27 protein-coding genes and 1 tRNA gene are annotated in these 19,998 nt (G+C 66.0%); 24 read left to right on the top strand and 4 right to left on the bottom strand.

Annotation, left to right across the window (positions count from 1 at the left end; genetic code table 11):
- Positions 1 to 294 precede the first annotated feature (294 nt).
- Positions 295 to 912 (bottom strand): DNA-3-methyladenine glycosylase 2 family protein, encoded by a 618-nt coding sequence (locus VF649_RS06795; RefSeq protein WP_331011204.1) that lies wholly within the window; start codon positions 910 to 912, stop codon positions 295 to 297.
- Positions 913 to 985: 73 nt separating this feature from the next.
- Here VF649_RS06795 and VF649_RS06790 point away from each other — a divergent pair, with 73 nt between their 5' ends.
- Positions 986 to 1,303, top strand: a complete 318-nt coding sequence (locus tag VF649_RS06790) for a 2Fe-2S iron-sulfur cluster-binding protein (RefSeq protein WP_331011203.1) — start codon at positions 986 to 988, stop codon at positions 1,301 to 1,303.
- Positions 1,304 to 1,331: 28 nt separating this feature from the next.
- Here VF649_RS06790 and rlmB read toward each other — a convergent pair whose 3' ends face one another.
- Entirely contained in the window at positions 1,332 to 2,075 is a 744-nt protein-coding gene (rlmB, locus tag VF649_RS06785) for a 23S rRNA (guanosine(2251)-2'-O)-methyltransferase RlmB (protein WP_331011202.1), read from the bottom strand.
- A 143-nt stretch (positions 2,076 to 2,218) separates the two neighbouring features.
- Here rlmB and VF649_RS06780 point away from each other — a divergent pair.
- The 6 genes from VF649_RS06780 (at position 2,219) to VF649_RS06755 (ending at position 5,918) form a co-directional block, all read left to right on the top strand.
- Positions 2,219 to 2,304: transfer RNA gene (locus VF649_RS06780), tRNA-Tyr, on the top strand.
- Between the two features lie 180 nt (positions 2,305 to 2,484).
- Positions 2,485 to 3,738, top strand: coding sequence for a tyrosine-type recombinase/integrase (locus VF649_RS06775; RefSeq protein ID WP_331011201.1), 1,254 nt, complete (start codon positions 2,485 to 2,487; stop codon positions 3,736 to 3,738).
- Positions 3,739 to 3,763: 25 nt separating this feature from the next.
- Positions 3,764 to 4,459, top strand: coding sequence for a replication protein A (locus VF649_RS06770; RefSeq protein WP_331011200.1), 696 nt, complete (start codon positions 3,764 to 3,766; stop codon positions 4,457 to 4,459).
- A gap of 505 nt (positions 4,460 to 4,964) precedes the next feature.
- Positions 4,965 to 5,267 (top strand): DUF5818 domain-containing protein, encoded by a 303-nt coding sequence (locus VF649_RS06765; protein ID WP_331011199.1) that lies wholly within the window; start codon positions 4,965 to 4,967, stop codon positions 5,265 to 5,267.
- 46 nt (positions 5,268 to 5,313) lie between these two features.
- Entirely contained in the window at positions 5,314 to 5,673 is a 360-nt protein-coding gene (locus VF649_RS06760) for a hypothetical protein (RefSeq protein ID WP_331011198.1), read from the top strand.
- On the top strand, positions 5,652 to 5,918 hold the full coding sequence (locus tag VF649_RS06755) for a hypothetical protein (RefSeq protein WP_331011197.1): 267 nt from the start codon (positions 5,652 to 5,654) through the stop codon (positions 5,916 to 5,918). Before VF649_RS06760 ends, VF649_RS06755 begins: the two co-directional genes overlap by 22 nt.
- Here the strand turns inward: VF649_RS06755 and VF649_RS06750 are convergent.
- Together VF649_RS06750 and VF649_RS06745 are read right to left on the bottom strand one after the other, a co-directional pair.
- Complete coding sequence (locus VF649_RS06750; RefSeq protein WP_331011196.1) at positions 5,884 to 6,945, bottom strand: phage portal protein; 1,062 nt, start codon at positions 6,943 to 6,945, stop codon at positions 5,884 to 5,886. The genes VF649_RS06755 and VF649_RS06750 overlap by 35 nt on opposite strands.
- Entirely contained in the window at positions 6,945 to 8,732 is a 1,788-nt protein-coding gene (locus tag VF649_RS06745; RefSeq protein WP_331011195.1) for a terminase large subunit domain-containing protein, read from the bottom strand. The genes VF649_RS06750 and VF649_RS06745 overlap by 1 nt, the downstream gene beginning before the upstream one ends.
- Before the next feature lie 168 nt (positions 8,733 to 8,900).
- Between VF649_RS06745 and VF649_RS06740 the strand changes: the two genes are divergently transcribed.
- The 17 genes from VF649_RS06740 to VF649_RS06660 all read left to right on the top strand — a co-directional run bounded on the left by VF649_RS06740 (position 8,901) and on the right by VF649_RS06660 (position 19,985).
- Positions 8,901 to 9,731 carry a GPO family capsid scaffolding protein gene (locus VF649_RS06740; RefSeq protein WP_331011194.1) on the top strand — a complete coding sequence of 277 codons (831 nt, stop codon included), beginning with the start codon at positions 8,901 to 8,903 and terminating at the stop codon, positions 9,729 to 9,731.
- Positions 9,732 to 9,790: 59 nt separating this feature from the next.
- Complete coding sequence (locus VF649_RS06735) at positions 9,791 to 10,843, top strand: phage major capsid protein, P2 family (RefSeq protein WP_331011193.1); 1,053 nt, start codon at positions 9,791 to 9,793, stop codon at positions 10,841 to 10,843.
- Between the two features lie 46 nt (positions 10,844 to 10,889).
- Complete coding sequence (gene gpM, locus VF649_RS06730; RefSeq protein ID WP_331011192.1) at positions 10,890 to 11,819, top strand: phage terminase small subunit; 930 nt, start codon at positions 10,890 to 10,892, stop codon at positions 11,817 to 11,819.
- 115 nt (positions 11,820 to 11,934) lie between these two features.
- Entirely contained in the window at positions 11,935 to 12,147 is a 213-nt protein-coding gene (locus VF649_RS06725) for a hypothetical protein (RefSeq protein WP_331011191.1), read from the top strand.
- On the top strand, positions 12,144 to 12,647 hold the full coding sequence (locus VF649_RS06720; RefSeq protein ID WP_331011190.1) for a head completion/stabilization protein: 504 nt from the start codon (positions 12,144 to 12,146) through the stop codon (positions 12,645 to 12,647). The genes VF649_RS06725 and VF649_RS06720 overlap by 4 nt, the downstream gene beginning before the upstream one ends.
- On the top strand, positions 12,647 to 12,862 hold the full coding sequence (locus VF649_RS06715) for a tail protein X (RefSeq protein ID WP_331011189.1): 216 nt from the start codon (positions 12,647 to 12,649) through the stop codon (positions 12,860 to 12,862). Before VF649_RS06720 ends, VF649_RS06715 begins: the two co-directional genes overlap by 1 nt.
- A gap of 4 nt (positions 12,863 to 12,866) precedes the next feature.
- Positions 12,867 to 13,211, top strand: a complete 345-nt coding sequence (locus VF649_RS06710) for a hypothetical protein (RefSeq protein ID WP_331011188.1) — start codon at positions 12,867 to 12,869, stop codon at positions 13,209 to 13,211.
- Complete coding sequence (locus VF649_RS06705; RefSeq protein WP_331011187.1) at positions 13,211 to 13,687, top strand: N-acetylmuramoyl-L-alanine amidase; 477 nt, start codon at positions 13,211 to 13,213, stop codon at positions 13,685 to 13,687. The genes VF649_RS06710 and VF649_RS06705 overlap by 1 nt, the downstream gene beginning before the upstream one ends.
- Positions 13,684 to 14,196 carry a hypothetical protein gene (locus VF649_RS06700; protein WP_331011186.1) on the top strand — a complete coding sequence of 171 codons (513 nt, stop codon included), beginning with the start codon at positions 13,684 to 13,686 and terminating at the stop codon, positions 14,194 to 14,196. The genes VF649_RS06705 and VF649_RS06700 overlap by 4 nt, the downstream gene beginning before the upstream one ends.
- The gene (locus tag VF649_RS06695; RefSeq protein ID WP_331011185.1) at positions 14,183 to 14,425 is read left to right on the top strand and encodes a hypothetical protein; all 243 of its coding nucleotides are present in this window, start codon (positions 14,183 to 14,185) and stop codon (positions 14,423 to 14,425) included. The genes VF649_RS06700 and VF649_RS06695 overlap by 14 nt, the downstream gene beginning before the upstream one ends.
- Positions 14,425 to 14,967 (top strand): fatty acid desaturase CarF family protein, encoded by a 543-nt coding sequence (locus VF649_RS06690; RefSeq protein ID WP_331011184.1) that lies wholly within the window; start codon positions 14,425 to 14,427, stop codon positions 14,965 to 14,967. Before VF649_RS06695 ends, VF649_RS06690 begins: the two co-directional genes overlap by 1 nt.
- Before the next feature lie 13 nt (positions 14,968 to 14,980).
- The gene (locus VF649_RS06685) at positions 14,981 to 17,500 is read left to right on the top strand and encodes a hypothetical protein (RefSeq protein ID WP_331011183.1); all 2,520 of its coding nucleotides are present in this window, start codon (positions 14,981 to 14,983) and stop codon (positions 17,498 to 17,500) included.
- Between the two features lie 12 nt (positions 17,501 to 17,512).
- On the top strand, positions 17,513 to 17,950 hold the full coding sequence (locus VF649_RS06680) for a hypothetical protein (RefSeq protein ID WP_331011182.1): 438 nt from the start codon (positions 17,513 to 17,515) through the stop codon (positions 17,948 to 17,950).
- The gene (locus VF649_RS06675; protein ID WP_331011181.1) at positions 17,947 to 18,273 is read left to right on the top strand and encodes a helix-turn-helix domain-containing protein; all 327 of its coding nucleotides are present in this window, start codon (positions 17,947 to 17,949) and stop codon (positions 18,271 to 18,273) included. The genes VF649_RS06680 and VF649_RS06675 overlap by 4 nt, the downstream gene beginning before the upstream one ends.
- Complete coding sequence (locus VF649_RS06670; RefSeq protein WP_331011180.1) at positions 18,266 to 18,775, top strand: phage tail protein; 510 nt, start codon at positions 18,266 to 18,268, stop codon at positions 18,773 to 18,775. The genes VF649_RS06675 and VF649_RS06670 overlap by 8 nt, the downstream gene beginning before the upstream one ends.
- Complete coding sequence (locus VF649_RS06665; RefSeq protein ID WP_331011179.1) at positions 18,772 to 19,239, top strand: phage virion morphogenesis protein; 468 nt, start codon at positions 18,772 to 18,774, stop codon at positions 19,237 to 19,239. The genes VF649_RS06670 and VF649_RS06665 overlap by 4 nt, the downstream gene beginning before the upstream one ends.
- A 26-nt stretch (positions 19,240 to 19,265) precedes the next feature.
- Complete coding sequence (locus VF649_RS06660; RefSeq protein WP_331011178.1) at positions 19,266 to 19,985, top strand: DUF4145 domain-containing protein; 720 nt, start codon at positions 19,266 to 19,268, stop codon at positions 19,983 to 19,985.
- Positions 19,986 to 19,998: the final 13 nt, after the last annotated feature.

Raw genomic sequence — 19,998 nt, 5'->3', positions numbered from 1 at the left:
ACGGGCTGCGACCAGTCGAACTCCTCCTCCGCATCCCCGAAGATCGCGAAGCGGCGGCCGAAATCCGGCGTGAATGCCGCGCGCGCGCGCGGCGGCGGCGGCAGATCGAGCCGGGCCGGCGGGGGAGCGTTCATCATCACGGGCGCGACGCTGTCAGCGGGGGACGACCGGTTCGTGTTTCTGCTCCCACTGTGCGGGTCATGGCCCTCTCCCCATCGCGTTCCGGATGCGGCATGGCATGGGACCCCTTTAGATTTCGATACCGGCACCGGCGGCGTCTGACCAGCGGGCGGATTACAGGACCGGGGTGTTATAATGCGCCCAGGCGAAGATGGCGGCGGCGCCGCGGTGCGGGCGCCAGGGTTCGGCGAGGGTGCGCGTTTCGCGTTCGGTCGGGCGCGTGGGCAGGCCGAGCAGCCGCCCGACCTCGATCTGGATCGCGAGATCGCCGGCGGGCCAGATGTCGGGCCGGCCCTCCGCAAACAGCAGGTAGATCTCGGCGGACCAGCGGCCGATCCCCTTGATCGCGACGAGGGCGGCAATCGCGGCTTCATCATCGGCCGGAAGCGCATCAAGATCGAGCCCGCCCGACAGAATGCGATCCGCCAGGCTGCGGGCGTAACCGGCCTTTTGCCGCGACAGGCCGGCTTCGCGCAGCGCTTCGTCCGTTGCGGCGGCAAGCCGGTCCAGCGGAACGCCGGTGCCGATCACCACCTCCAGCTTGCGCCAGACCGCGGCGGCGGAGGCGACGCTGACCTGTTGCCCGACGATCGTGCGCAGCAAGGTGGCGTGGCCGCGTTCATAGATGCGCGGCGCGGGCAGGCCGATCCGCGCGATTCCCGCCGAGAACGCGGGTTCGATCGCGGCGAGTGCGGCCATGCCCGCATCCAGATCCGCCGCGCTCAACCCCATCGTGCAACACCCTTGCGTTCGATCGTATGGCCAGACATAGCCCGGTCCGACCTATCGTGGGAGGGAAATCCTAATGCCGAAGCTGATCGTCGTCACCCGCGACGGCACCGAACAGTCGATCGAAGGCGAGCCGGGCCTGTCGGTGATGGAAGTGATCCGCGACGCGGGCATTGACGAATTGCTGGCGCTGTGTGGCGGATGCTGTTCCTGCGCGACCTGCCACGTCCGGATCGATCCGGCCTTTGCGGCACTGCTGCCCGCGATGAGCGAGGATGAAAACGACCTGCTCGACAGTTCGGATGCGCGTGATGCAACGTCGCGGCTGTCGTGCCAGGTGCCGTTCACGGCCGCGCTGGACGGATTGCGGGTGACGATCGCACCCGAGGATTGATCGTCAGACCCGTCGGACCCGGGAGGGCTTATTTGCGGACCGACGCCGCATAGAGCGCGATCGCCGCGGCGTTGGAGACGTTGAGGCTCTCCACGTCCGCGCTGATCGGCAACCGGGCGAGCGCGTCGCAATGCGCCTCCGTGTTGGCGCGCATGCCTTCGCCTTCGGAACCCAGAACCAGTGCCAGCTTGCTGGTGCCGAGTGCGGTTTCCAGCGTCTGCGGCGCATCGCCGGTCAGGCCTATGCGCCAGTAATTCGCCTCCGCAATCTCGTCCAGCGCACGCGCGAGGTTCACGACACGCACCCACGGGAGCTGTTCCAGCGCCCCCGAGGCCGATCGCGCGAGCGCGCCGGATTCGGGCGGCGAATGGCGGTCCTGCGTGATGAGGCCGAGCGCACCGAAAGCGACGGCCGACCGCATGATCGCGCCGACATTATGCGGATCGGTGACCTGATCCAGCACCACCAACGGACGCTGATCGTCGCGACCGAGATCGAGCAGATCGCCCAGCCAGATGTCGGGCAGCGGATCGACCTCGATCACCATCCCCTGGTGCGGGGCGTCATTCGGGACCAACCGGCCAAGATCCGGCCCCTGTGCGTAGGTGACGGGGATCGCCTTGTCGATGTCCAGCCCGGCCAGCGCCTCCTGAGTGCCCCAGATGCGACGCACGTCGCGATTCGGGTTGGCCAGGGCGGCCAGGACGGGATGGCGGCCCCAGATACGGGGCCGGCCTGGGGCGGGAGAAGAGGGGCGGTGTCCTTTGCGCATGCCTGCGGCCTTAGCGGGCGCCGCATGCTTTTGCCATGCTTGCCACGCCGCCCGTTATCATGGCCGCGCAGGAACATGCGATGCGGACGTTGACAGCCCCGGCCCTATTCGCCATTGAGCCGCCTCCCGCAGGGACGCCCCATGGACAGGTGGCCGAGTGGTTAAAGGCAGCAGACTGTAAATCTGCCCGTGCAAGCGTACGCTGGTTCGAATCCAGCCCTGTCCACCAAGCCCCAATTTGAGGGGCTTCTCACGACATCTCGTGAGGTCTCAAAAACACATGAAAGCCGTTGCTTTGTAGGGTTTTGCCCGCGAGATGACGTCTCGCTATGTCTCACTGCCGCTCACAACAGCTTGCCCAGTTTGGGGGTATTTTGGGGGTACGCCAATCCGCGCGTGGGGGTATCGGGTGCTGACCGATATCCAGTGCAAGACGGCCGAGAAGCGAGCGGCTCCATACAAGCTTGCCGACGGGCAGGGGTTGTTCCTGCTGGTTACGACGTCCGGTTATCGCTCGTGGCGCATGAAGTACCGGTTCGAGAAGAAGGAAAAGCTGCTCACCTTCGGCCCGTATCCGCAGATCGGGCTAAAGGAGGTGCGTCGGATGGCAGAGGATGCTCGACGCGTTCTGAGGGCCGGGCTGGACCCGGCGACGGCCGGAAAGTCGCTGTCGGCGAACGTGGATCTCTCGCGTCGCTTCGAGACGATTGCCCGCGAGTGGCATGCGCTTCAATCTTCGATCTGGTCCGCGAAGTACGCGGAGGATGTTCTGCGCAGTTTGGAGGACTATGTTTTTCCGACAGTCGGATCATTGGATATAGCGGCGATCCGATCGGACCAGGTGCTCACGATCGTCCGCGCGATCGAGGCCAGGCCGGCGGTCGAGACGGCGAGACGCGTGCGACAGCGGATCTCGGCGATATTCAGCTACGCCATTGCCGACAGCAAAGCGACCAGCGACCCGGCGGCCGTGATCGTCGGCGCCTTGCAGCCATTGATCAAGGGGCGCCAGCCTGCCTTGCTGACGATCGAGGAGGCTCGGGCGCTTCTGATCGCGGCCGAGGATTCGATCGCCCATCCGATCACAAAGCTGATGTCGCGCTTCATCGCGTTGACGGCGGTTCGGCCGGGCGTCGTGCGCTTCCTCCCTTGGACCGAGCTGCTGGACCTCGACGGTCCCGCTCCGCTTTGGCACGTCCCCGCCGAGCGCATGAAACTGATCGTCGAGCGCAAGCAGAACGACCGGTTCGACTTCCTTGTACCGCTCGCACGTCAAGCAGTCGAAGTGTTGACGGTCGCGCGGACGTTCAGCGCCAAGAGCAAGGTCGTTTTTCCAAGCGAACGGAACGTCAACCGACCCATGAGCGAGAACGCTGTCGGTTATCTTTACAACCGTTTGCCTGCGTATCGCGGCCGTCATGTGCCGCATGGCTGGCGGTCAACCTTCTCGACGCTGATGAACGGACGGGCGCAGGACATGGATCGCCCTGCCGACCGGGCCATTATCGATTTGATGCTGGCGCATCTGCCGAGCGGGGTGGAGAGCAAATACAATCGCGCGGCCTATATGCCGCGCCGTCGAGCGCTGGCCCAGGAATGGGCGGACGTGCTGCTGGACGGTTTACGGCCGGCATCGTCGCTACTGGAGGGCAGGCGCCGCTAGGTGGCCGGCGGAAGGGAGCGGTGGCATGACCGCTCGCTCCATCTTCGAAGTCGCAACCGGCGCGACCTTCAAGGCGCGCCGGACGTTCCAGCCGGTGCGGCGCAACAGCTACAATGTTGGCGAGCGCGAAGAGCGCTTCTACCGGCCGATCGCCAAGAACGAGATCTTCGCGCGTATGCTGGCCGCCAAATCGTACAATCGGGCGCATAAGAAGGCCGGAAAGCGCAATGGTCCGTTAGGTCACGTCGGCATCGAGGTTCTCGAAGCTCTCTACGCGATGGTATGCCGCCGGACCGGTCGACTGGACCCGGCCATTGCGACGATAGCCGAGCGCGTGAAGCGTGCGCCGAGCGCTGTCTGCAAAGCATTGGCGGCGCTCAAAGATCACGGCTTCTTGGATTGGATCAGGCGGACCGAGCCGGTCGACAACCCCGGCCGCGGTCCACAGGTTCGCCAAGTCAGCAACGCCTACCGGCTCGACCTGCCTGCAAAGGCACGGGCGTTCGTTCAACGCATCCGCGGGAAGGCCCCCCAACCCGTCGACGACGCCGATCGCCGAGCCGCTGACGCGGCCGAAACAGAGCGCATGCTCCGGAGCCAGCCGCACCGGGAAGAGATGGCGATGCGGTTCAACGACCCACGTTTAGCCGCGTCTTTTGCTCGCCTGGGCTTGGCCGTTGATGAGGCTAACGCGGTTCCTCCAAGCGGTGAGAATCCGTAACGGGTAGTATCAAAGGGGAATGATGAACGCCTTCGGCGTGCGCAATTTGAAGGGTTTAAGGCAGCTGCCGTTGCGACCGCGACAAGCGGACGGTCTAGCCATGTTCTCGGACGGTGCAGCTTCGCCGCCCCGGTGCTCTCCGGGGAGAGCAGGCGAATTCGGCAGCGCGCGAGCCGCGACCTCATGTCCGGGCGAGATCGCCTCTATGGGGCCAGGAGCGGTGCCAGATGGCCAGCTCGCGAAGTTTCTTGGCCACAGACGGCACCTACCGAGAAATACCCCTCAAGCTGCATCAATCCGCATCACTCCTCCGCGGCTCTTAGGGCCTAAAGAACCGCCCGCGTGGCCTAGTTTTTCCGAGCCTTCGGAGGGCGGATGAAGGTGCATCAAAAGCGACACGAAAAGCGGGCAGGCGAGGCGGGGGGAAAAGCGCGCGATTTGGGGTCGCAACGCTGGCCAATCGAGGGGGGTGGCACCCCGCCGCGGCCTGGGGCATGGTCGCACGATGCCGCGCGGAACCCACCACGTCGAGATCGGCCAGCTGGACCATGACGGCCAGTCCTATGGCCTGCTGCGCGAGGCAGGTGGACGCTGGCAGCTGAACGTACCCCGCCGCGCCCGCCGCCTAGTCGGCCAGCGCGTCCGGATCGAAGGCATCCGCGTGGGGTTCAGTGAACTGAGCGTCTCCTCGATCGAGGCGCTGGTGCCAGCCGACAGGTCCGCAACGACATCGAAGCGGTTGCGCGCGGCGATCGTCCCGGCGGTGATCGTCTTCCTCGCGATCCTGGCTTGGTATCTGCTGGCATAGCGTTGGAACGGCTTGAACCGTTCCTTATATGTTCTCATATAGTCCGATGCGGATGCCGATCGAGTCGCTGACGATGAAGGCTCTGATGGTGCTGGAGGAGACCCAATATCTCGTCGGCAAGGTGACGATCGAGCCGTCGCCCGGCCTGCGCTTGGCCCTCGCCTTCCTGTTCGCGGTCAGTAACGGCGATCGATCGGTGTTCGATGAATTCTGGCGGGGCATGCTCAACCAGCCATGCGAACCCGGCCCGCAAAGGCTCTTGGCGACCCAGAATGCGAACACACTCATGAACCGTGTATGCCTGGCAGTCGGTGTCGCGCGAACGCCGGCGCTGATGGCCGCGGGTGCCAAGGCCGCCGAGCCCAAATTGAAGGATGCAGCGCCATGCAGAGGGCCGGGGATGTGAAACGCTACCGGCTGATGATGCTGCAACGCCCCGTCGCACCCTGGCGCCCGACCCTGGCCGATGCGCACGCGGACGCCATCGCGGCCGGCATGGCCGATTGGGATCCGGATCGACACGCGCTGTTCGTGACCGTCCCCGCCCGGATCGCGGAGAGCCTCGGCCCGCCCGTCGACGCGCGCCCGAGCCCGCCCGAGCCGCAAAAGCGATCGTTCAAACGCCGGCGGCCGGCTTCACGCGCTCTTTGAACGCGACCGCCGGGAGCCCCAGCCAGTCGTTGATCTGCTTGAAGGTCGGCTGCATCGGTTCAATTTCCAGCTCATAGAACATGTCGGTTGCCTTCACGGGGTCGCCCAGCCCGCCGGCATTGGTCGGGATGATGCCAAGCAGCGCCGGCGGCGTCCGGTGCGCGGCCAGGATATCGTCGCGCGTGGTGTTCTTGATCCCGAGAAACTCATCCTTCGCCCCCACCTCGGCGATCGGGATCAGCTTGACCCCGCCATCCTTGCCGCCGGCTTGGTGGATCAGCAGGTTACGGAAATTGCCCGGACCCTTGGAATTCTTCAACGCTGCCTTGATGCTGTCGATCGCGCCTTCCGCGAAATCGCCGGTGGTGTGCAGGATGAACCCGGCGTGCGAGCCGTTGAGGTAATAGCGACGCCGGAACAACGTCGCATTCTCGTTGAGCAGGGCCGACTGAAGCGCCGAAACATATTCCGGCAGGCCATAGATCTCCTGATTGATGTCGGGCTGCATCAGCTGGAACATGCTGCCCGGCCGGAACGGCGTCTCCACCATCCCGCCAGGTACGAAGAAGAATTCGCCCGCCACCACGCCGCGCCGCGTGAATTTCGCCAGCGAATGATCCAGCCGGAGCGGCATCCCGAGCAGGTTGTCGCGCCGCTCGACATACGCGTTGCCGAAGATCAGGAAGTCCTGGACCACTTTCTCGAACGTCGCCCGGCTCAGCCAGGGCGACGGCACGAACGACGCCACCAGCAGCTTGCGCTTCAGGATGATCGCGCTCGAATGATGCGGCGACACCCGGTAGGTCCGCGCCAGGCCGTCCATCGACAGCGGTGGCTCGTACCAGCGGCCATTATGCGGACATTCGATCAGGTCGAGCAACTCGCGCCGGTTCAGCACCGGCTCCGGATCCCCGAACGTGAACGCCTCCACCGCCTCGCGCCGCCCACCCGCGACGATAGCGCCCTGCGCGGCCGACACCGCCTCGGTCCTGGACATCCGCCGGGCTGCGGCCGATCGCTTGCTCATCAGAAAATCTCCATCGTGCCACCGGGCGTTTGCTTGCCGTCGAGCGGTTCGTTCATGAGAATGTGCATCACGGCCCAGGCGAGATCGGCATGGCCATCGCCGCCGCTGCGCCCGGCCTTGAAGGTGATGTTGCGCCCGCTGGTGGTCAGCGTCTTCTTGATCGAGACGAAGGCCGAGACGACGTCGAGCCAGCCGGCATCGAACTGCAACCGGCCGCGCTTGATCGTGTGCTGCGCCTTCATGATCATGTGGCTCTTCACCTCGAGCGAATATTCGATCTTGCGCAGGCCCTTGATGCCGGAATCGGGTTTGGCGAGGATCTGGTAGACGCCGGCGCCGACGCCGGTGGCGTCGATCCCGAGATAGGTGCAATTGTACCGCGCCAGCATCGCCTTGATGAAGGTAGCCTGCTCGTCGAAATCGCCGCGCAGCTGGTGGCGCTCGAGCAGCCGAAACGGCTCATGCGGCCCGTTCGGCGCGGCACAGATCACCAGCGCCGCATAGTCTCCCTCGTCACTCTCCTGCGGATCATAGCCTGCCCAGACCGTCCGGTCCCCATAGGGCCGCCGTGCCTCGCTATCGACGTCCAGCCATTCGACCAGGCTGTCCTTCCCGCAGGCGAGCATGTCGTTGAACTTGAATGCCGACAGGCTGTCGTCGACGAACTGGCAGTCATAGAGGTTGGCATAGACGTCGGGCGCGTTGTCGCGACGGATCTCGTCATGGTCGAACAGGTCGCACCCGCGCGCCTCCGCGTCGGTCAGGGTGACGATCTGGCGCCAGCGATGATCGACGCACAGCTGCCCACCCTTCAGCGCGGCATGGCTATGGTCGACCTTCTGATAATCCGGACGCTTCTTCTGATCCTCGCCGGTCCAGAAGTCATAGGCCTCATGCGCGATCGACGATGGCGTCGAGAAATAGGTTTTCCGCCACTTCTTGTGGCTCGCCATCGCCGCGGCGACATTGTTGAGCTTGGTGAAATTATAGACCCAGAAGAATTCATCGAAGTAGAAATTGCCGTGATAGCTCTGCGCGGTTTTCGAGTTCGTGCCAAGGAAATGCAGCTCGGCGGCCGGTTCGCCGTCGGGGATCAGGTCGCTGGTCAGGACGATGGGATCGCCCTTCAGCTCGACGCCGACCCGGAGCGCGAACTGCACGATATAGTTTTTGAAGACGTGCGCCTGCGCCTTCGACGCCGACAGGAAGATCTGGTTGCGACCGGTCTCGATCGCGTCGATCAGCGCCTCGCGCGCGAAATACCAGGTGGCGCCGATCTGGCGCGACTTGAGGATGATCCGCGTGCGGAGCGACGAGCTGGCGCGCCAGTCGGTCTGGTAGCCGAATAGCTCCTCTTCGAAGAGCTGGCGAAGCTGCTCGGCCTGCTCGGCCGTGAAATGGTTGCGCTTCGCCTTCTTCTTCGGCGCGGCGTTGCGCTTGGCGACATTGTCGTTGAGGTCGCCTTCATGGCCGCCCTCGGCCACAAACCGCCGCACCCGCGCCAGCGTCGTCACCTGCCGGCCGAGCGCGTCGAGCCGCTTATATTCCTCCGGCGTCCATTTCTGCTTGGCGACCAGCGCCATATATTGCAGCTCGAGACTGTCCTCGAGCTTGCGGATCATGGGCGCTTCGTCCCATTTCTCCCGCTGTTTCCAGCTTTCGACGGTCGCGCGGTTGAGGCCCAGCTCCTCGGCCGCCTGCGACACGCTCCAGCCACGCCAGAACAGGCTGCGCGCCTGGCGGCGGGCATCGGCCGGTGCCGGCTGCGGGTGGCTGTGGGCGATCATGGCGCCGGAACCTAGCCACGATCCGGATGGCCATATCAGGCAGCGCTCTTGTAGAGTGGCTTTCTACAAGACCACCGCCTTGAGAAGCGGCCGGGATCAGTCCCTTTTCAGCGCGTCAGAGGCCCGATGGGCATCAACCGCCGAACCGAGACCGAGGATCCTGCCGCCATGGGCACCAAGAGCAAATTCTTCCGCGCCTTTGTCGAAGGCAATACGATCAGCGACGGCCGGAAGATCACGGCGGACATGATCGACCAGATCGTCGAGACCTTCAACGCGGAGACCTATTCGCCGCGCATCAACATCGAACATATCGCCGGCTACAGCCCCGAACCCCCGTTCAACGGTTATGGCACCGTTACCGCGGTCAAGGCGCAGACCGACGACATCACGATCGCCGGCAAGGTCGAGAAGCGCCGCGCGCTCTACATGCAGGTCGACGGCAACGCGCAGCTGGTGAAGCTCGCCAAGGAAGACCAGAAGCCGTTCCCGTCGGTCGAGCTGACCGACAGCTATGCCGGCTGCGGCAAGGTCGGCGTCGTCGGCCTGGCGTTCACCGATACGCCGGCCAGCATCGCCACCCAGCCACTCAACTTCTCGCGCAGCGGCCCCGGGACCGTCTTCGGCCTGGCGGACGAAGCCGTGGCGATCGAGTTCGAGGCGGCGCAGATCGAGCCCGCCGGTCTCGCGGCGACCGTATCCGCCGCGGTCGCCGCCACCTTCGCCCGGCTCGGGTTCAAGCCGACCGAACCGAAGCCCGAACCCGTCGTGACCCCGCCCGCGCCCGCCAACGACAATGCCGCGCTCTACACCGCCATGAGCGAGGCCGTGTCCGCCGGTGTCGCCGCCGCGACCGGCCCGATCACCGCCCAGGTGACGAAGCTTGCCGCCGACTTCGCGGTGCTGACCGGCAAGCTCGACAAGACCGAGCTACCTGGCTTCAGCCGCCAACCGGCCACCGGCGCGGCCGCCGACGCGCAGTACGCGACCGACTGCTGATCCGCCCGCCGCCCCCGCCGACCCCGCCCCCGATTATCGTCCAGCCATAGGACCCCACCATGCAGAACAACACCCGCGTCCTCTTCAACGCGTATATTGGGCAGGTCGCCCAGCTGAACGGGCTGGACTTCAGCTTCACGGCCGTCCCCGGCGAGATCCGCCAGTTCGCGGTCTCGGCCGTCATCGAACAGAAGTTGCAGGCCAAGCTGGCGTTGACCAGCGACTTCATGTCGCGGATCAACGTGATCCCGGTGCCGGCCCAGCAGGGCGCGCGTGTCGGGGTCGGCATCAACCGTTCGCTCGCCAGCCGCACGAACCGCGCCGCGGGCAACCGCCGGACGCCGACCGATCCGACCGGCAGCGACGCGATCGACCAGTATTTCTGCAAGAAGACCGACTATGATTACGCGTGGAGCTACGGCCTGCTCGACGCCTGGGTGCATCGTCCGGAATTCCAACAGCTCTGCCGTGACGCCGTCATCATCCAGAAGGCGGCCGACGTTATCACGATCGGGTTCAACGGCGTGAACGCCGCGGTGCAGACCGACCGCACCGCCTATCCGCTGCTCCAGGACGTAAACTGGGGCTGGCTCTACAAGATGCGGACCTATGCCGGCGCGCGCGTCATGACGCACGGCACCAAGGACAATCTCAAGGTCTACGTGTCGGACACCGGCAACGCCGACTATGTGAACCTCGATGCGCTGGTGTTCGACGCCATCCACAACCTGCTCGCCGACCAGTTTCGGACCGCGACCGACCTGGTCGTGATCGTCGGCAGCGACCTGGTCCAGGACAAGTATTTCAAGATCATCTCAGCGGCAGGCGACAAGGCGACCGAACAGGTGGCGCGCGACATCATCATGTCGAGCCGCCAGCTGGGCGGAAAGCCGACCATGCAGGTGCCGTTTTTCCCCGCCAACGCCATCATGATCACGAGCCTCAAGAACCTGTCCTATTATTGGCAGATGGGTTCGGCGCGCCGCCACGTGAAGGAAGAGCCCGCGCTCGACCAGATCGAGAACTATGAAAGCATCAACGACGCCTTCATGGTCGAGGAATACGGCAAGGCCTGCCTGATCGAGAACATCCAGCTGTCGCCGAAGCTCTAGTCCGCTTCGCCGATCCAGCCCGCCCCCTCGTTCCAGGACCGATCCCATGAGCCCAGCCCGTCACCATCGTGAACGCCTCGCCGCGCTGGCGGCAAGCGGCGACTTGGTCGTGGTCGGCGTCGATCTGGCCGAGAAGCCGGACATGACGGCCGTCGTCATCATCGACGGACATTCGCCCGCGCGCCTGCACCAGGTGCTGCACGCCGCGGGCGAGGCCGTCGACCTGTCGGAAACCAGCGAGGGCGATCCGCTGGCACGCCCGCCGGCGAACGGGGTCGAGGCGCAGATGCGCCTTCGCCTGCGCCACGATCTGCGCCGCCTGAAGGACGTCGCCTCGATCGAGCGCCGCGCGGAGATCAAGCGCGACGAACTGCTGCCGGAATATGCGGCCTGGGTCGACGGGATCCTGGCCGCCTCCGAAGATGCCGATCATGCGGTCGGCGGAGAGATCCTGCCGACCGTCATGATCTGGCGGATCGATGCCGGCGACTATGCCGGCGCGCTCCCTCTCGCCGCCTATGTTCTGCGCCACGATATCCCGCTGCCCGTGCGCTACAATCGGTCGGCGCCGGCGCTGATCGCGGAGGAGATGGCGGAGGCAGCCTTGAAGGCGCAGGCGGCCGACCAACCCTTCTCGCTCGAGATCCTGGAAGAGGTCGACGCACTCACCGCGCATGCCGACATGCACGACGAAATCCGCGCCAAGCTGATGAAGGCGATCGGCGTCGAGCTGATCCGCCAAGCCGACGATCTCGACGCGGCCGGCCCCGAATATCGTGGGCTCACCGAACGGGCGCTGGCGCCGCTTCGCCGCGCGCAGGCGCTCCACGATCGCAGCGGCGTAAAGGGCCATATCAAGCGGCTGGAGAAGCTGCTGTTGGCGCCCCCGGTCGCGCCCGAAGCCCCGCCCGCTACCGACGTCACGCCGCCGGCGCCCCCGGCCGACACCGAACAATCCGGCCCACCGGCCGCCTAACCAGCTCGCCCCCCGGCGCTCGGGGACGGATCGCACGACGCGGGAGGAGCCCTTCGGGGCTTGAGGGCCGCGGCACGTCCCGATCCCCACCCCCGTAACTACCAAGGATCGCACCATGACGTTCGTCGCCGCCGCCCTGCTGATGCTGTTCATGGCGCTGGCCGCCGTGCAGATCGTCGCCAGCGCTGCCTTGGCCTGCGCGGACCATCCGGACATCCCCGCCGATCGCCGCCTGATCCTGCTCTTGTCGATGATCTTCTACATCACGGTCGGGCTCGGCCTGTTCGTGCTGGCCGGTGACCGCTTCGCCCGGCTGATGCTCGCATGAGCGGGTTCGTCTACAGCGGCGGATCGGACGATTGCGGGACGTCCGTCATTCCACCCGCCGTTCCGATGATCGACGCGCCGATCGTCAATGACGGCTGGTTGCCGGACATCGACCTGGCACGGCTGCGCCGCGAGATCCGCGTGCGCGAGTCCGTCACCCCGGAGCGGCTGCGATCGGCGGCGGTCGGCGCGGTGCTGACCGTCAGCAACGACCTGGTCGAATGGCAGGCCGCGCGCCAAGCCGAAGGCCACGCCACGCTCGCCGCCATCCCCGCGCCGCGTCTCGACGGCCAGAGCCGCAACACCATCCTCTACATCCGCGCCGTCGCCTGTTTCGCCAAGGCCGAGCTGGTCGAGCGCTACCGCGACATCGACACCACCGCCGCCGGCGACCGCAAGGCCGACGCGCTCGATCAGACGCCCGACGATCTCCGCCGCGACGGCCGCCACGCCATCCGCGATCTGCTCGGCCGCGACCGCACCACGGTCGATCTGATCTGATGGCCGACGATATCCTCCACGCGCGCCAGGGCGACACGCTCGACGAACTCGCCTGGCGCGAACGCGGCCTCGGCCCGGCCGATCTCCCCGCGCTGTTGGATGCGAACGCCGGGGTGGCCGGGCTGGGCGCGGTGCTGCCGATCGGCACCGCCATCCGCGTGCCGCTCTCCGCTCCGACCACCGCGACCCGCGCCGTCGTCAATCTCTGGGACTGATCGCATGGCCACCCCCTTCCTCGATCTCGCCGATGCCGCCAAGGCGGCCTGCTCGGCGCTCGCCCCGGCCGCGCTCGGCTCGCTGGTGGCGCAGCTCTATGAGCGCGGCATGGACTGGCGCGACCGGCTGATCGCCTATGTCGTCGGCATCCTGGTCTCCTATTATGTCACGCTCGGCCTGACATCGTGGTTCCATTTCGATCAGTTCGTCAGTCAGGCGGTCGGCTTCGTGCTGGCCATGATCGCCTACAAGGCTGCGCCAAAGTTCGCCGCCGCGCTGATCGACATGATCGCCTCCCTTCCCACCGTGGTGCGCGACTGGATCGCGCGGAAGAAGGACGCCGCCTGATGTCCGTCGCATGGATGAACCCGAACGCCATCACCGCCATCACGATCCACTGCGCCGCGACCCCGCGCGGCCGCAACGTGAAGGCGGCGACCATCTCTAAATGGGATACCGCCAAGTTCGGCCAGGCCAGCTATCATTATGTGATCGAGCTGGACGGCAACGTCGTGCAGACGCTGCGCCACGACCAGCGCGGCGCGCACGTCGGTGGCAAGAACAGCGGCAATATCGGCATTTGCTATGTGGGCGGTGTCGAGGCGGATGCGAAGACGGCCGCTGACACGCGGACCGCCCCCCAGCGCGAGTCCATGGCGCTGCTGTTGCAGGCGCTGCGCGTTCAGTTCCCCAAGGCGAAGATCCTCGGCCATCGCGACTGGTCGCCCGACGTCAACGCCAACGGACGCATCGACAAGTTCGAATGGCTGAAGAACTGCCCGTGCTTCGAGGTCGCCGACCTGGTCAAGGAACTGGCGCTGTGATCGTCGCCACCGCCAAATGGGCGTGGGGCCTGGTCGCCGGCCAAGGCCGCTGGCTGCTGCTGCTAGCGGTCGCCGCCGCCGCTGCCACGCTCTACGCCTGGGGGGCACATGTCCGAGCCGAACGCGACGGCCTGATCGCCTGGGCGGATCGCACCTGCGCGGCCACCGCCGTCCCCTTCGCCGCCAGCGCCGTCGATCCGGCGACGCCGGTCGGCACGGTGCTGGTCTATCCGCGCGGCACCCGTTGCGAGGCCGAGATCCGCGCGCTCGTCGCCTTCCGCCACGACGCCGCCATATCCACGGCGCGGCTGCTCGCCGACGCCATCGCCGAACAGGACGCCAAGCGCACCCGCGACGTCGCCACGGCCGCCCGCGCCGCCCGCGATGCGCGCGCCGCCGCCACCATCATGGAGAATGCCAATGCCAAGGTCGGTCCGGACGATCGCGTCGGTCGCGATTGGTTCGATGCTCTCAATCGCACTGCCGGGCTGCGCGATGCAGCCCGCTAGGCCCGCCGCCCCGAGCGCGGTCGCGGTCGCCACGCCGACCCGCCCGCCGGCCGAGCTGCTCGCCTGCCCGGTCGCACCCGAGGGTTTCCCGCGCGATGCGGAGGCGACCATGCCGCCGGCCGTCCGCTTCGCAGCGATCCGGCTGGCCACCGCCTATGCCGCGCTCGCCCGCCAGCTCGGCCGCCTGATCGACTGGAACGATCCCGCCTCCTGTCCGGAGGCCAGATGATGGACCTGTTCGCGATCATCGGTCAGCTGCTCGTCGGCTGGCTCATCGCCGATCTGCTCGGCGGCATCGTCCACTGGTGGGAGGATCGGCTCGGCCGCGAGGACTGGCCGTGGCTCGGCCGCACCGTGATCGCGCCGAATCGCCGCCATCACCGTGATCCGGTGGCTTTCCTGGCCGGGTCGCTGCTGACCCGCAACCTGTCGACCTGGATCACGGCGGCGATCGGCGCCGCGCTCTGGCTGCTGCTGCTCGGTCCGTCCGTCGTGCTGCTGGCGGCGGCGATCGGCGCGGCGCTATCGTCGACCGTGCATGGCTGGACGCATGCGCCCGCCCACGCGCCGCGCCTGGCGCGCGTGCTGCAGCAGATCGGCATCCTCCAGTCGCCCGCCCATCATGCCGGCCACCATCGCCCCCCGTCCGACCGGCGCTACTGCGTCCTGACCGACTGGCTCAACCCCGCGCTCGATGCGCTCGGCGCCTGGTCGCGGCTGGAAACGCTGCTCGGCCGCGCCGGCGTCACCCTCTCTCCCGCGAAAGACTGAACCCATGGCCTATATGCACGGGATCCAAGTGATCGAAATCGGTGGCAGCGCCACCATCGTCGCACCGATCGACGGCGTCGCGCCGATCATCACCTCGCCGCTCACCGCCACCACGCGCGAAAACACCGCGTGGAGCATGACGCTGCTGGCGAACGAGAATGTCAGCTTCGTCAAGCGCACCGCTGCAGACAGCGCGGCCTTTACGCTGGCGGGCGCGACGCTGTCGCTGCCGGCGCAGGATTATGAGGGCGGGCAGACCGCGTTCGTCTGCAACCTCGTGGCTATGGACACGGCCGGCAACGTCACCAACTTTGCGGTGACCGTCACCGTGACCGACGTCGATGAAATTGCGCCGCTGATCACGTCGGCACCGACCGCGACGATCGCAGCCGCGACCGGCTATGCGGTGACGCTGACCGCCAATGAGGCGGTGTCCTTCGAAAAGCGCACCGGCGCGGATGGCGACCTGTTCGGGCTGGCCGGCACCACGCTGACGCTGCCCGCGCAGACCTATAATGCTGGCAAGGTCACCTTCACCGTCAACCTGCGCGCGCTCGACGGCGCCGGCAACGCCACCCTGTTCACCCATGTCGTGACGGTCGCCGCCCCGGCGCCCGTCGTGGATACGCGCCCGCCTGTCATTACCTCCGCGCTGACCGCCACCGTCGTCGAAAACACCGGCTGGGCGATCACGCTGACCGCCGACGAAGCGGTGACCTTCTCGAAGCGCACGGGAGCCGACAGTGCATCGTTCACCCTCGCTGGCGCGACCCTGTCGCTGCCCGCGCAGGATTATGAAGGCGGCAAGACCGCCTTCGTCTGCAACCTGACCGCCACCGATGCCGCCGGCAATGCGACCAACTTCGCGGTGACGGTGAACGTCACGGATCTCGACGAGATCGCGCCGCTGGTCACGTCGGCTGCAACCGCCACGGTCGCGGCCTCCACGGCGTACAGCGTCACCCTTGCGGCCAATGAGGCGGTGACGTTCGAGAAGCGGACCGGCGCCGACACGGATCTGTTCGGCCTCGCCGGGACCACGTTGACCCTGCCGGCGCAGGCCTACAATGCCGGCAAGCCGACCTTCACCGCCAATCTGCGCGCCATCGACGCGGCGGGCAACGCCACGCTGTTCACGCATGTCGTGACGATCGCGACCCCGGCCGTCACGCCGACGCTGGTCATCACCGGCCCGCTGGCCTTCACCGCCGGCGCGCCGGCCGGGACGCTGGTCTTCAACATCGCAGGCGTTCCGGCCGGGGTGACCCCGACGATCACGCCGGCCGATGGCCGCGTCGTCGTTGCCGGCGATGCGACCAACGGGTGGAAGGGCGTTATCGGCCTGACCGTGTCGACGGCCGGCACGACCGACTATGCCGTCGCCGCCGCCGGCGCTACCGGTGCAACCGCTCGCGTGGTGGTGACCGCCGCTGCCGCGCGGATGGCGATTGCATCGACCGGCCTCAACTGGCCGATGGAGCTGGACGCCTATGGGGTGGTCCCCGACAGCGCCACGGCAACCAACGGGACGAAGCGCGAATTCTCGCAAAGCACCACGCTTCTGAACCATCCCCGCGCCTGCACGGGCGGCTGGTTGCTGGGCGGTAATCGCTATTTCTCGGGCAGCACCAATGGTGACGCGATGTCGACCACCGGCACCAGCCAGAATACCTATCACCGCGTCGATATCCTCGATCCGGCGACCAGCACGGTCTATCCGGTGCTGCACCCCGCCAATGGTCAGCCGATTGCGGCCGGTAACCCGTTCGTGTTCGAGGCCGGTGCCATTTTCGCATTCCGCCACGGCGCGCTGCCGGCGGCCGATCTCCATCTCCGGGTCTGGGATCAGGTTCCGATCGGCGGTCGCCGCCTCAATCACCGCAACCGCCTGATCGCGTCCAAGATCAGCGATGTCGCATTCCATACCGGCACCGGTTCCCCCGCTGCTGTCGGCTCGATCTCGGCCTATCCGGTGTGCGGCATGTGGTCGCAGGTCGACGACAGCTCTGGCCCATCGGTGGTCGTGGCCGGAGACAGCATCGAACATTATGGGCGGGTCGTGAACGGACGCTCGTCCGAAGGTCCGCTGCGCCATCTGCTCACCGACCCGTCCAATGGCGGTGCGGTTCCAGTGGTCGGAAACGTCCGCTACGGGGCGGGACCGGGGGCGTTCTTCGGACCGAATACCAACGGTCGTGACGCACTGTCGACGTGGGAGGAATTCGGCGTTCTGGTCGGCCAGACCGACCGCTGGCTGTTCCGGCAGGTGGTCCTGCAGCATTGGCGCAACGGCGTCACCAACTTCATTGCGAACGCAAAAACCGGCATCGGTCGCCTCCGCGCAAAAGACCCGAACATTCAGGTGTTTGGCGTGACGCCCGACTTCTACGTGCAGGGGCCGTCAAGCGTCCCAGCCGGGCCTGTGCCCACCGGCTCATACGCGACGGTCACCGATCAGGTACTCATGGAGCCGAATGGGACCACCGATCGGCAGGCCGTCATCGCATGGTATCGCGGATCTGCCGGGGTCTAAGCCGAAGGCATCATGGAGGGGGTCTTCGACCATGACCTGACCCTCAAGAACGCCAGCCCCAACGAGAATCGCTGGCCGGTTCCTGCGGGCGCGAAGGGTAAGCTCAAGGTCGCGACGGTGGCGGGCACCCCGACCAGCGTCGTCCTCGACTTCAAACCGGAGCTGGGGCACAGCTACGTCATCGACGGCGGGGCCGGTGGAACGCGCGAGTTCATTACGCTGAACGATGGGATCGCGCCGGTCGACAACGTGAATGGAACATGGACCTGTCGACTCGCCGGCAACGCGAAGGTCGCGCTCGATCATGCGGTGGACGTCACGATCGAACCGGTCTCGACGATCGACTGCACGCACGCGACCGAACAGCATGTGCAGGCCAAGATCGCTTCGGCCGGCTGGGCCGCAGGCAAGCAACGGTTGATCGCCCGCGCTGCCGCCTATGCCGGATGAGCTGCGCGATCTGCTCCGAATGCGGCGCGGTGCGCGGCGGCACCCATCGTCGCGGTCCGCTCACCGTCCAGTCCGATCCCCCCGCCGCCTATTGGCGGGGGGTCAGGATAAAGCTGTCGCCGCGCCAGATCGCAATGCTGGGGCTGCTGGCGCAACGCGGCGATGTGTCGACGCTCGGCCTGACGCTGGTCGGCACCGGCGAAGATACCAACCCCGACCAGTTGAAGGTCGCGATCTGCAACCTGCGCCGACGTCTGCCCGAGGGCCTGACGATCGAGACGATCCGGGCTTGGGGCTATGGCGTGAGGATCTCCGATGAATAAGCCAAACGGCCTCCGCCGCCTGCTGCTCAAGGCTGTCCCCGGTCTGGCGGACAACCCCGATCGGCTGCAAATGTCGGTCGAGCGCGGCGCGATCGGCGCGCGCGCCGGAGCATCGCTGTCGTTCGAATATCGCTACACGCTGACCGTCACGCTGCTTGCGTTCGCCGGCAATGTGGACGCGGTCATGGTCCCGATCGTCGCATGGATCGCCGAGCAGCAACCCGATCTGCTCAAGCGTGAGGATCAGCAGCCCTTCACTTTCGAAACCGAGATCCAGGACGAAGAGTCCGCGGACGTCAGAATCGACATCGATCTGACCGAACGCGTCCGGGTCACCCCGCGCGCCGCCGGCGTCGGCTATGACGTCGTCCATCTCGACGACGACGCGGCCCAGCCGGATCACTTTCCCGGCGTCTGCGGCCAAAATCTGTGGCAACTGTTCCTGCGCGATGAATTGATCGCCGAAACCCGCGATCCCGCCTTCCAGCCGCCCGCGCCATGAGCGACGGCCTCGACCAGCTCGAGGATCTGGCGGGCGCGCTCTTGCGGGGTGTCGCGCCGGCCGAGCGCCGCACGCTGCTGCGCACCGTGGCGCGCGAGATCGCAAAGAGTCAGCGCACCCGGATCGCCGCCCAGATCCAGCCGGACGGGACACCGTTTGCCCCGCGCAAGGCCAAAGATCAGCCAAAGGGGCGGCTGCGCCGGAAGGGCCGGATCAAACGCGCCGCAATGTTCCGCAGGCTTCGCCTGGCGAAGCATCTGCAGGCGGGCGCCACCGACCGGGAAGCCTGGATCGGTTTCAGCGGTGAGGCGGCGCGCGTGGCGCGTATCCACCAAGAGGGCCGGGAGGATGCACCGGCGAAGGGTCAGGCCAAGGTTCGCTATGCGAAGCGCGAGATTCTTGGTCTGACCGATACCGAGCGAAAAATCATGCTGGACGCGGTGCTGGCATCAATGCCAGCCTAAAGATCAGCATATTTCAAGGCGGACTCATGCCGAAGAAGACAAGCGCCCATTGCCCAAATTGCAACGGCAAGCGCTCCTGCAAAATTCACGGCTCCACCACTCAGCGTTTTGAGCAGGACTTTTTCTGGGAGGAAACAGTCTACAGCCTTCTTGAATGCCGAGGATGCGAAACCGTCTTCTTCCATCAGAGCGCCACTAATAGCGAGGAATGGGAGGATGAGTATGATCATGCCGAAGAACGATCTTATGCTTGCCACACGCCTACCGTGCAGACGTTTCCACATCCAGGGGCGCGGGAGCGGCCGGAGTGGGTTGCCCAGCTGGAAGCGACTGACCATCAGCTGAGAGTCATTCTTGAACAAATGTATTTAGCCTCCGAGGGCGGGTCTGCCATCCTCGCTGCCATAGGGCTGCGAACCGCTCTCGATCGTGCCACTGAACTTCTTGAGATTGATACTGAGCTCAGCTTTAGGAAGAAGCTCGACAAATTGCTGGAGACAGGTCGTATAGGTCAGAACGAGCTCGAGCAGCTTGAGGTTGTAACTGATGCAGGGAATGCGGCCGCCCATCGTGGTTGGTCGCCAGATGCCGATCAGCTTAGAAAGCTGATCGGCGCCATGGAGCTGTTCCTCCGCAAGGCGTTCATCGAGGGAGGCAGCGCACTGGAAATGAAAGGGTCTATCCCACGACGGTCCAAGGCTCTACCGGCCCCGGATAAGATGAGCTCTCGGAAGACGCCCTTGTAGAAACCCACTCTAC

Source organism: Sphingomonas sp., from assembly GCF_036387535.1.
Classification (GTDB): domain Bacteria; phylum Pseudomonadota; class Alphaproteobacteria; order Sphingomonadales; family Sphingomonadaceae; genus Sphingomonas_R.
This window is presented reverse-complemented; position numbering and strand designations above follow the sequence as displayed.